General features: G+C 40.5%; 11 protein-coding genes. 3 read left to right on the forward strand and 8 right to left on the reverse strand.

Features of this window, described 5'->3' with window-relative positions; genetic code table 11:
• The first annotated feature begins 161 nt into the window (after positions 1-161).
• Complete coding sequence (locus QUE35_RS13595; protein ID WP_286261174.1) at positions 162-902, forward strand: hypothetical protein; 741 nt, start codon at positions 162-164, stop codon at positions 900-902.
• A 252-nt stretch (positions 903-1,154) separates the two neighbouring features.
• Here the strand turns inward: QUE35_RS13595 and QUE35_RS13600 are convergent, their stop codons facing one another.
• From QUE35_RS13600 to gldB, 8 genes are all read right to left on the reverse strand, one after another.
• Positions 1,155-2,633, reverse strand: coding sequence for an acyl-CoA carboxylase subunit beta (locus tag QUE35_RS13600; RefSeq protein WP_432416280.1), 1,479 nt, complete (start codon positions 2,631-2,633; stop codon positions 1,155-1,157).
• A 46-nt stretch (positions 2,634-2,679) separates the two neighbouring features.
• Entirely contained in the window at positions 2,680-3,207 is a 528-nt protein-coding gene (locus tag QUE35_RS13605) for an acyl-CoA carboxylase biotin carboxyl carrier protein subunit (protein ID WP_022601568.1), read from the reverse strand.
• A gap of 12 nt (positions 3,208-3,219) precedes the next feature.
• Positions 3,220-4,731 carry an acetyl-CoA carboxylase biotin carboxylase subunit gene (gene accC / locus QUE35_RS13610; RefSeq protein WP_022601566.1) on the reverse strand — a complete coding sequence of 504 codons (1,512 nt, stop codon included), beginning with the start codon at positions 4,729-4,731 and terminating at the stop codon, positions 3,220-3,222.
• 398 nt (positions 4,732-5,129) lie between these two features.
• Positions 5,130-5,357 carry a winged helix-turn-helix domain-containing protein gene (locus QUE35_RS13615; protein ID WP_009317296.1) on the reverse strand — a complete coding sequence of 76 codons (228 nt, stop codon included), beginning with the start codon at positions 5,355-5,357 and terminating at the stop codon, positions 5,130-5,132.
• Between the two features lie 141 nt (positions 5,358-5,498).
• Complete coding sequence (locus QUE35_RS13620; RefSeq protein ID WP_009317295.1) at positions 5,499-5,642, reverse strand: hypothetical protein; 144 nt, start codon at positions 5,640-5,642, stop codon at positions 5,499-5,501.
• Positions 5,643-5,656: 14 nt separating this feature from the next.
• Positions 5,657-6,421 (reverse strand): YaaA family protein, encoded by a 765-nt coding sequence (locus tag QUE35_RS13625; RefSeq protein WP_009317294.1) that lies wholly within the window; start codon positions 6,419-6,421, stop codon positions 5,657-5,659.
• A 78-nt stretch (positions 6,422-6,499) separates the two neighbouring features.
• The gene (locus QUE35_RS13630) at positions 6,500-7,261 is read right to left on the reverse strand and encodes a shikimate dehydrogenase family protein (protein WP_009317293.1); all 762 of its coding nucleotides are present in this window, start codon (positions 7,259-7,261) and stop codon (positions 6,500-6,502) included.
• 10 nt (positions 7,262-7,271) lie between these two features.
• Positions 7,272-8,288 (reverse strand): gliding motility lipoprotein GldB, encoded by a 1,017-nt coding sequence (gldB, locus tag QUE35_RS13635; RefSeq protein WP_009317292.1) that lies wholly within the window; start codon positions 8,286-8,288, stop codon positions 7,272-7,274.
• 214 nt (positions 8,289-8,502) lie between these two features.
• On the opposite strand from gldB, the gene QUE35_RS13640 reads away from it, so the two are divergent.
• Together QUE35_RS13640 and QUE35_RS13645 are read left to right on the forward strand one after the other, a co-directional pair.
• On the forward strand, positions 8,503-9,636 hold the full coding sequence (locus tag QUE35_RS13640; protein ID WP_174371911.1) for an N-acetylmuramoyl-L-alanine amidase family protein: 1,134 nt from the start codon (positions 8,503-8,505) through the stop codon (positions 9,634-9,636).
• 100 nt (positions 9,637-9,736) lie between these two features.
• Positions 9,737-10,633, forward strand: a complete 897-nt coding sequence (locus QUE35_RS13645) for an MlaD family protein (RefSeq protein WP_022602502.1) — start codon at positions 9,737-9,739, stop codon at positions 10,631-10,633.
• Positions 10,634-10,875 lie beyond the last annotated feature (242 nt).

The following is a 10,875-nucleotide window of genomic DNA, read 5'->3' on the forward strand; positions in this document are numbered from 1 at the left end:
ATTCCACATTTGGTAGGATGTATATTAATTGCGTTGTTTTGTAATCATTTGATAATCATTGTGTAATTGTTATATATCATTTTCTTGGCATATTTTTGGAATATTATGTTGGTGTGTTTATGAATAAAATACCAATATAATAAACTAAAAAATTGATGATTATGAAAAAGATGATTTTTAGTGTTGCTACAATTCTGTTTTTAGGTATTACAACAACAATTTGTGCTCAAGAACCGGTAAAAAAAGATACGACCAAGACCGAACCTGCAAAGAATTTTGCTTTGATGGACGAACCGGTGAAAAAAGATACGACCAAGACCGAACCTGCAAAGAATTTTGCTTTGATGGACGAACCGGTGAAAAAAGATACGGCCAAGACCGAACCTGCAAAGAATTTCGCTTTGATGGATGAACCGGTGAAAAAAGATACGACCAAGACCGAGCCTGCAAAGAATTTCGCTTTGATGGATGAACCGGTGAAAAAAGATACGACCAAGACCGAGCCTGCAAAGAATTTCGCTTTGATGGATGAACCGGTGAAAAAAGATACGACCAAGACCGAGCCTGCAAAGAATTTCGCTTTGATGGATGAACCGGTGAAAAAAGATACGACCAAGACCGAACCTGCAAAGAATTTTGCTTTGATGGACGAGCCGGTGAAAAAAGATACGGCCAAGACCGAACCTGCAAAGAATTTCGCTTTGATGGATGAACCGGTGAAAAAAGATACGACCAAGACCGAGCCTGCAAAGAATTTCGCTTTGATGGATGAACCGGTGAAAAAAGATACAACCAAGACCGAGCCTGCAAAGAAATTTGCTTTAATGGATGAACCTGTAAAGAAAGATTCTACTAAGACTGAAAATCCAGCTCCAGCACCTAAATCGGTTTCTATTGCATAAATTTCTGATTATAAGTTAGACAAAACATAGCTCTCCAGTAAGTAAAGTGCGTAATGTAATAATAGGTTAGCTTCAAAAACGATTGCATTACAAAATAATAAGTTTCGATAAAAGTATGTGCTTCTTCTGCTTTTGTCGAAACTTATTTGTGAATCTACACAGATTCTGATAGCATTGAAAAAAGCCATATCAAACTCTATTTTGAGAATTGATAATGGCTTTTTATAAATTAAATTTTCAATAATTCAATAATTACAACGGCATATTTCCATGCTTTTTAGGAGGATTAGAAACATTCTTGTTCTGAGCCATTTCCAGAGCGGCAATTAGCTTGGCCCTGGTCTGCTCAGGAAGAATCACCTCGTCGATATATCCGAGCTCCGCGGCCCTGAAAGGATTAGCGAACCTCTCCCTGTATTCCTCGGTCAGTTCCGCTCTCTTTTCATTATCCGCATTCCTGAACAAGATATTCACGGCGCCCTCAGCCCCCATGACAGCAATCTCAGCATTCGGGAAAGCCAGATTGATATCCGCCCCGGTCAGTTTGCTGGCCATAACGATATACGCCCCGCCATACGCCTTTCTGGTAATCAAAGTGACCTTTGGAACAGTCGCCTCGGCAAAAGCATATACCACCTTCGCCCCGTGCCTGATAATCCCGTTATGCTCCTGTACCGTCCCCGGCAAAAATCCCGGCACATCCTCAAACGTCACCAACGGAATATTAAAACAATCACAAAAGCGGATAAACCTAGCCGCCTTATCCGAAGCATCGATATCCAACACCCCCGCAAGGAAAGCAGGCTGGTTCGCCACGATCCCGACAGTCCGTCCCCCCAACCTTGCAAATCCGATCACAATATTCTTGGCAAAATCCGGCATGACCTCAAAAAAATATCCATCATCGACCACCGGCACAATGACCTCCTTCATATCATAAGGAATATTCGGATCATCCGGAATCACCTCTCTCAATCCCGTCACCTCACGACGAATATCATCCCTGCAAGGGACACACGGAGCATCCTCCATATTATTAGCCGGCAAGAAACTCAACAACTCCCGGATCTCCAATATCACCTCCTTCTCGGAATCCCCCAAGAAATGGGCCACACCGCTGACCGAAGCATGCGTCACCGCTCCCCCCAGCTCCTCCTTACCGACCAGTTCATGCGTCACCGCCTTAACCACATCCGGCCCGGTAACGAACATATGACTGTACCCCCTGACCATAAAAATAAAATCGGTCAAAGCCGGCGAATAACACGCCCCCCCGGCACAAGGTCCGAGAATAGCCGAAATCTGCGGAATCACCCCCGAAGCCATGGTATTGCGGAAAAAAATACCCGCATACCCGGACAAGCTCTCCACCCCCTCCTGAATACGCGCGCCGCCCGAATCATTCAAAGCGATCACCGGAGCACCGTTCTTCAAAGCCAGATCCTGCACCTTCATGATCTTCCGAGCATTCTCCGCACTCAACGTACCCCCGAACACCGTAAAATCATAAGCATACACAAACACGAGCCTGCCCTCGATCCTGCCATACCCCGACACGACCCCGTCCCCGGGAATCCTCGCCCCGTCCATTCCATAATCCTTACACCTGTGCACCACGAACTTGTCCAGCTCATTAAAAGAAGCCGGATCCAACAACAATTCGATCCTCTCCCTCGCCGTCAACTTACCGGCCGCATGCTGCTTACCGATTCGGTCAGCCCCTCCGGCCATCTCCGCCGCCCTGTTTCTCTCGTCAAACACGGCATATAAACTATCCTTATTCTCCATAAGCCTCCAAACCATTTAAATTAAGCCACACCAACACCTGATCAGTATTCACCAGATCCCCCTCCTTGACGAGAACCTCCCTGACCACACAATCCTCACTCACCTTAAAATTACTCTGCATCTTCATGGCCTCGACTACCAATACGGTATCCCCGGCCGCCAGCCTGTCCCCCTCGGCCGCCATCACCCTCACGACCTTTCCCGGCATGAGAGCGACAATCCTGTCAGCCTGTCTCTCCCCCTCCTTTCTTCGGGCAGACAACAACTTGGCCTTCGCATCCAGAATCTCCACCGGCAAAGAAGCAAACGCCGTATTGACGGTATAAGACTTTCCCCCCTCAGCCCTGATCAACTCGGCATTATAAGAAACCCCGTCCATCAAAATCGAACACACCCCATTCTCAGCCATCATCACATCCAGGTCCAAGACCTTGCCATCAATAGACATCCTCACACAATTCCCCACCTTACTGATCAACTCGACCTCCGCTATCCTGTTACCAACACGAATCTCCATATCCCAATAAAATTAAATTCTCAAAACCCCCTTATGAATACCGAACGCCCTCCATCTGCTGATCGGCCTGTTATCGGTTCTCCCCGTCACATTCTCCTCAAACCCCATCAAATAATCAATATAAGCAGCAATCATCGCCACCTCCACACAAACCTCGTCCCGGGCATCATACCCCTCACGAAGAAACACCGCATTCTTCTCGACGAATCCCGTATCATACCCCCCTGTCACAAAATCCGGCGTATCCATGATCCTCCTCAAATAAGCGATATTCGTCTTCACCCCGGTAATCTTATACTCGAACAAAACCCTTCTCATCCTCTCGATCGCATACTCCCTGCAAGTAGCCCACACGATCAACTTACCGATCATCGGATCATAAAACACAGGAATCTCATATCCCTCATACACATAACTGTCCACCCTTACCCCGATACCGTTCGGCTCAGTAATCTGTCTGACAATCCCGGGCGCAGGCAAGAAATCCGCCAGCGTATCCTCGGCACAAATTCGGCACTCAATCGCATGCCCCCTCTGGATAATATCCCCCTGCCTCAATCTCAAAGGCCTTCCATTAGCAATATGAATCTGCTCCTTTACCAGATCGATCCCCAGGACCTCCTCTGTAATCGGATGCTCGACCTGCAGGCGAGTATTCATCTCGAGAAAGAAATAATTCCCGTCCCCGTCCACAAGAAACTCTATCGTTCCAGCCCCGACATAATTCACGGCCTTAGCCGCTGCCACAGCCTTCTCACCCATGTCCCGTCTCAAAGCCTCGGAAATAAACGGCGAAGGCGTCTCCTCCACGATCTTCTGATTCCTCCTCTGCACCGAACACTCCCTCTCACAAAGATGAATCACATTCCCGTGCCTGTCCCCCAGAATCTGGAACTCGATATGATGCGGATGCACTACGAATTTTTCGATATATACGGTATCATCCCCAAAAGAAGCCAAAGCCTCGGACTTAGCCGCCAGAAACGCCTCCTCGACCTCTTCGGGCCTTCTTGCCAGCCTCATACCCTTTCCACCGCCACCGGCCGAAGCCTTCAACATCACCGGATATCCGATACGATTGCAGACGTCTATGGCCTCCTCAGAAGAATTCAGGTTCTCAGTAGTACCGGGTACAACCGGCACACCCGCCTCCCTCATTCTCCTACGCGCAGAAATCTTATCCCCCATAACCTCCATAGTCTCGGGCTCAGGACCGATGAAAACGATGCCAGCCCTCCTGCACCTTCTGGCAAAATCCGGATTCTCAGACAAGAAGCCATATCCGGGATGAATCGCATCCGCCCCGTGCTCGAGAGCCACCTGAATAATTCTGTCGATATTCAAATAACTCTCCCTGGCCTCAGCCGGGCCGATACAATACGCCTCATCGGCATACATCACATGCCTGGCCGCCCTGTCGGCCTCGGAGAATACGGCGATGGTCCGTATCTCCATCTCCTTGCACGACCGCATCACTCGGACAGCGATCTCGCCGCGATTGGCTACCAATATCTTCTTTATCATTGTTTTTTGTTAATTATGTTTATGTCTGAGTAAGGATTAAAATCTACGTTTTTTTAATTGACCGGAATTTCTAATTTCCCTGTTATATAGTATTGTAGTGTAATTCAACCTTAACTCAGGCTTTTTAATAATTGGGATAATTATTAAATTAATTAGTTATATCGATAAATCTTTAAAATTTTAAGAAGAAGTCGTTTTAAATCAATTCATTTCTTCTTTCCGAAACACTTTCTGTATCCGTTTATCCCTCCGGAAGAGTCATATTTCGGGGGCAAATATAGATAATAAATATGTTTTATAGCATATTTTCTGATAAAATTAGTTTTCCTGGTTATAAAAATACAGAGGAGTATTATTCGTTAATACTCCTCTGATAGAATGTTACGTGGTAAAAAGCTTTATCCAAAACTAAAGAATCCTAAAGGTTGTTTATTACTGATGTACCACTCACCGTTGTCTTCACTACAATAAATCTTTTTTTCCCGTGCCAGCCATCCGATTGCCGCAAAAAAAGCAGCATCATCAAGCCCCAATGTCCGTTTCATACGATCGACCGTAATGGTGTAAGTACCTTCGAGCAAGCACCATATCCGTCCGGCATTCTGTGCAATAATGAGCGCTTTCATAACATGTTGGGTTTTAGTGAAAACTGTATTTAAAGATATGTAAAATCTAAACCAATAACAAGTATCGGTTCGGAAATGTTTTAAATTTTCACTTTTTTTTGCTTTAAAACCTCGTTTTATTACGCAGTGTGAGTATGGTATTTAAGGCACAGCTTGTTCTATTGCTTCCGGCGTGTATATCCCGTCACTCTCTTCTTCTATTTTTGTGCCGGCAAACAGCCAGTAAAGCATAAGAATGATAGCGATAAACACACCGATAATTTTCCATACGTTTTTTTTATTCATAATATAATTGTTATTTAACGGGTAAAAATATATTTATCAAGAGTTGATAGTTGTTTATTGAATTTATAACCATCTTGATTGAATTGTTGTATGTCTTCGGGACGGTTAATCCGACTTTTTACTATATACCGGGCAATGTTTCCCCGGTATTGTTTTGAATATATTTGTATGCTTTTATAAGAGTCGTTTCTGTGTTCCTTGAATTTGATATGAATGATTTTCAAGTGATTTGGAACTTTTGAAATATCTATCGATTTAAATATTTCTTCTGATGCCAGATTTATCAGAATACCGTCATCTGCTACTATATCGTCGATTAATGCCTTTGTTATTATAGGTTGCCAAAATTGGTATAGATCCTTTGTCCCTAAATCGGGAACTTTTAATGAGAACATTAATCTGTATGCTTTGATTGCGTCGAGAGGGCGGAGGATTCCGTATAAAGTCGATATAATGCGTAGATGTTGTTGGGCATATAAAAAATCTTTTTCTTTAAATGTCGATGCGTCGAGTTTTTGATAAATAGTACCGCTATATGCTAATACAGCTTGTTTTTGTATTGTTGTAGGTAAATCGAATTGTTGGAAATAATGAAAATCGTTTTCTGCTATTTTTTGACTTAAGTTCATTTGTCCTTCCAATTCTTTTGCAGAAAGTTTTTTTACACCGGATATGATACGTTCGGCCTCTGACAAGAATTGTGGAGTTGTTGCTGGAGGATATGTTCCGGAAACCGGAGACATATTCATCGTTCGTGTAGGAGATAATAACGTTATCATTCGTTCGGTCGATTCTTAATAGGTTTTGTTGATATAACAATCGACCGGACGAATAGTTGCAGAATATTTAATTTTTGTTTATCGATGCCAAATGTCCCATGATGCAAAAGCTTGCAGCAGTAACATTTCGAGTCCATTTTTAGTAACAGCACCTTGTTTAGATGCTTTTTCCATAAACAAAGTTTGATCGGGATTGTAAATCAAATCATAGACAAGATGCTTATTTGTTAATTGTTCATAAGGAATAGGAGGACAGGTCGCTGTATGTGGATACATTCCCAGAGGGGTAGTATTGATGATGACCGTATATTCAGACATAATTTCGGGAGTGAGATCTTCGTATGTAAGAACATCTTTTTTTGCTGTACGGGAAACTAACTGGGGGGTAATCCCTAAAGATAATAATCCGTACCATACTGCTTTAGAAGCTCCTCCAGTCCCTAATATCAAACCTTTTTTATGTTCAGAGTTTAATAAAGGCCGTATAGAATCGGTAAAACCTATAATATCTGAGTTGAACCCTTTGAGTTTAAGTTTTCCTTTTTCACGTATAAATTTGATGACATTTACAGCTCCGATCATACGGGCGGTTTCATCCATTTCGTTCATATATGGAATAACGGCTTCTTTATAGGGAAGAGTTACGTTCAGTCCCATTAATTCCGGATTTTCGACAATTACTTTTTTGATAAGTTCTATTTTGTCTATTTCAAAATTAATGTATTCGGCAGGTATGTTTTCTGCAATGAATTTTTCATTGAAAAATGTTTTTGAGAAAGAGTGTATTAACGGATATCCTAATAATCCGTAGAGCTGTTTTTGAGAGTTGGTTGTATTCATATTGTTTTTATTATCCTTTTCCTTTATATTTCGATACCTTTAGTATTTGTTCCCCGTCGATCGGATATTCCAATAATTCGTGAAGAGAGCAGTTGCATCTTTCCATATATTCAGATACTATGCGCCAACCTATCCAACGACCTATTCTGCCCGGAGAATTGGGCGAAATCGGTGATGTAAATGGAGCAGGTCCGAGATATTTATTCTTTAATAATAAGTCTGTCGAGAAAAGATGCCTTTGACGTATTATTTTATCCCATATTGCATGTTCGTTTTTTTTGCACCACGAAATATTGTTGTCTGAATAACCAAGTATTTCTCCTATATCTTTTTGTGGAAATAGTTGTTGTAGCGTATATAATATGAAACCTTCATAGACCATCTCGTCAAGAAGAGTTTTATTTTCATTTTCTTGCGGGTACTGAGTATATAATAGCACTTGCATGACCTCGACGGGAATGCGGCTTCGTTCTTTTGTCGGAAGTTGATAAGGATTATATATGTTTTGGTAACCTGGATATGATGCTCCAAGATAATGGTCTAAAGAGATGGATATTATAGAATCGGTAGTAATAATCGATTGATTCAATCCGGACACGTGTGTTAACACTCTGGGAAGATAGGCCTGGGGAAATAGGAGGGAATATCGGGAAAAAGCATCCGATAATCCGGATTCTATATCATCGGTCGTTTTGAATTCAGACTCGGTATCTTTATACAACTTTTTTATTGCAGAGTTAGAAAAGAATTTGTTTAGACCGGTTTTGCTATATAAGGAATCTTGTGGATTGTTCTGTATCAAATTCAATATTCCATAACAATAAATGGGAAGAAAATCAGAATATTCTTTTATAAAACGGGCAGTGTCGCTCATGTTTCCCGATATGAATTTTTGCAGGTCTTGGTCGAATCGTTCCAGTGTGATGGATTTTGTTTCTGAAACAGAATCGTTTTCCCTGTTTTTACATCCCCATATACATCCGATAATACAAATAATAAGAAATTCTGATACTCTTTTTTTTATCATTTTGTTTCTCTCTTTTTCGAAAAGCAAAAATAGAATTTTTATTCAGATATAGAGGTCTTTTATATTGTAAATTGATACTTGAGATAAAAAATCATAAACCTTTAACCTCTTTTATATCCTTTTATTTTTATCTTTGTAACTGCAAGTTAAGTGATATATACAGATAGCTCGAATTTTTTTGACGGTTGTCTGTTTTATTCAGCAGATTACGATGATGAAATCTATATGTCGGTTTTGTTTATATATTTTTATTGTTCTTTTTCTATTCCCTTTTTCTGCATATACTCAGGCTTCGGGAAAGAAATTCGTTGTTGTGATTGATGCCGGACACGGAGGAAAAGATCCGGGAGCAATAGGACGAATAATCCGGGAAAAAAATATAAATTTGGGTATTGCTTTGAAATTAGGTGCACTTATTCGGGAAAATCATCCAGATGTAAAGGTTGTATATACTCGTGATCGTGATATTTTCGTAGAATTACAGCAACGAGCGAATATTGCAAATCGTGTTAAGGCCGATCTTTTTATTTCTATACACACCAATTCTGCCACAAATCGTTCCGCTTACGGGACAGAAACCTATACTTTAGGTTTGGCGAGAACAGAAGAAAATTTGAGGGTAGCTAAACGGGAAAATTCGGTAATTCTTCTGGAAGATGATTTCTCTAAACGTTATGAAGGCTTTGATCCGAACTCTACCGAATCTTATATTATGTTTGAGTTTTTGCAGGATAAACATCTTGAACAAAGCATTAATCTTGCTTCTTCTATACAAAGGCAGTTTAAGAATTCGGCGAAAAGAGTTGATCGGGGGGTGCGTCAAGCAGGATTTCTTGTATTGCGTAATACAGGTATGCCGAGTGTCCTTATAGAGGTAGGGTATATATCCAATAGGAATGAAGAGGCTTATCTTGCATCGGAAAAGGGACAGTTGCAGATGGCAAAATCTATTTATAATGCCTTTTGTGACTATAAATCGGATTGTGATCGAAAACAAGGTGCTGTCATAAGCAGAAATAGAGCAAAAGAAAAGACGGATTCGTCGCTTCGGAATGAGAATCGAACAATTGTCGCGACAAAAACAGATTCGGAAAAGAGTTCGGTATCTTCCGGTAGCGGAATTGTATATAAAATACAGATCATGGTTTCACCTAAAAAGTACGGAGAAAAGAATTCCTGCTTTAAAGGTCTTTCTCCTGTGTCATATTATCGGGAAAACGGATTATATAAATATACTTATGGGGAAACAACCGATCGGAAAAAATTGTTACAAGAATTACCAAGAGCTCGGAAATTATTTAAAGACGCTTTTATTGTTTCTTTTAAGGATGGTGTAAAAGTGAAATAAAAGACGAACGGAGATATTAAAATAAACTGCAGATCGAGAAGCAGAAACAATGAACTTGTTCGATGGATTATGTCGAGGTGCAGTGTTTAGAGATTAAAATATGAAAAAGCTTTTTACAAAAGAGGTCAAAATTGCGCTTGCCGTGTTGATAAGTGCTGTTATTTTGGTGGTAGGTATAGAGTATTTGAAAGGCATTAACTTGATGAAGCCTACCAATTATTATTACATAGAGTATAAAAATGTGACAGGATTAACCGTTTCCACCCCTGTTGTGATCGATGGTTTTAAAGTCGGTTTAGTGCGAGAGATTAATTATAATTATGATAAACCGGGAACTGTAACCGTTGAAGTGAGTTTGGATAATCAGTTGAAAGTCCCTTCGGGAAGCAAAGCCGTGTTAATGGTTGATTTCTTGGGTACGGCAACAATCGATTTGCGGTTGAATAAGTACGTAAGTACTTATCATTCGGCAGGTGATGTGTTGATCGGAGAGAATGCTCCCGATATGTTGGGCAGTATTCAAAATAATGTACTCCCGCAATTAACGGCCATGCTTCCTAAAATAGATACAATTCTTACAGGAATACAGACAATTGTGACCAATCCGGCTTTATCCGAATCAATAGATCACTTGAATCGTATTACTGCTGATCTGGAGGTTTCTTCTAAAAAACTTTCTCATATTATGGATAAGGATATGCCTCCTATTTTAGCAAATGTTACCGGTATAACAGAAAATGTAAATGAATTTTCATCCCAGTTGAACGAATTGGATTTGAAGAAAACAGTAGTTTCGGTCGATTCTACATTATTAGGTTTGCAGAGCATTACGAATAAGTTGAATAATAACGATAATACATTAGGATTGCTTCTTAATGACAAACAGTTATATGACGGTTTGTTGAATACGGTAGGAAGTGCAGATTCTTTGTTGATAGACTTAAGATTGAACCCTAAAAGGTATGTTCATTTTTCATTATTCGGAAGGAAAAAATAAATCTTATTATTTAGAATCAATATAAATAATTGGTTTTTGTAATAATTTTGAAATAAGAACTTGAAAGTATTTAGCAGCAAAGGAATTCTATTGGAATATTATTTTTCTTTGTCGTTTGTTTTGAGTTTGTATTTCTTATTAATATGTTGATTTACAGTTTGATAATATGTTGAAATTGCAGTCTTTAATAGGGGAGAAATAAGGTGTCGATAACTAGCTGCAAGACAGTATATTATATTCTT

It is taken from the genome of Coprobacter fastidiosus, assembly GCF_030296935.1.
Classification (GTDB): domain Bacteria; phylum Bacteroidota; class Bacteroidia; order Bacteroidales; family Coprobacteraceae; genus Coprobacter; species Coprobacter fastidiosus.

Bases quoted from the DNA above. Each gene is read 5' to 3' on its own strand.
- QUE35_RS13595 (WP_286261174.1), top strand. From the start codon at position 162: ATGAAAAAGATGATTTTTAGTGTTGCTACAATTCTGTTTTTAGGTATT.
- QUE35_RS13600 (WP_432416280.1), bottom strand. From the start codon at position 2,633: ATGGCCGGAGGGGCTGACCGAATCGGTAAGCAGCATGCGGCCGGTAAG.
- QUE35_RS13605 (WP_022601568.1), bottom strand. From the start codon at position 3,207: ATGGAGATTCGTGTTGGTAACAGGATAGCGGAGGTCGAGTTGATCAGT.
- accC (WP_022601566.1), bottom strand. From the start codon at position 4,731: ATGATAAAGAAGATATTGGTAGCCAATCGCGGCGAGATCGCTGTCCGA.
- QUE35_RS13615 (WP_009317296.1), bottom strand. From the start codon at position 5,357: ATGAAAGCGCTCATTATTGCACAGAATGCCGGACGGATATGGTGCTTG.
- QUE35_RS13620 (WP_009317295.1), bottom strand. From the start codon at position 5,642: ATGAATAAAAAAAACGTATGGAAAATTATCGGTGTGTTTATCGCTATC.
- QUE35_RS13625 (WP_009317294.1), bottom strand. From the start codon at position 6,421: ATGATAACGTTATTATCTCCTACACGAACGATGAATATGTCTCCGGTT.
- QUE35_RS13630 (WP_009317293.1), bottom strand. From the start codon at position 7,261: ATGAATACAACCAACTCTCAAAAACAGCTCTACGGATTATTAGGATAT.
- gldB (WP_009317292.1), bottom strand. From the start codon at position 8,288: ATGATAAAAAAAAGAGTATCAGAATTTCTTATTATTTGTATTATCGGA.
- QUE35_RS13640 (WP_174371911.1), top strand. From the start codon at position 8,503: ATGAAATCTATATGTCGGTTTTGTTTATATATTTTTATTGTTCTTTTT.
- QUE35_RS13645 (WP_022602502.1), top strand. From the start codon at position 9,737: ATGAAAAAGCTTTTTACAAAAGAGGTCAAAATTGCGCTTGCCGTGTTG.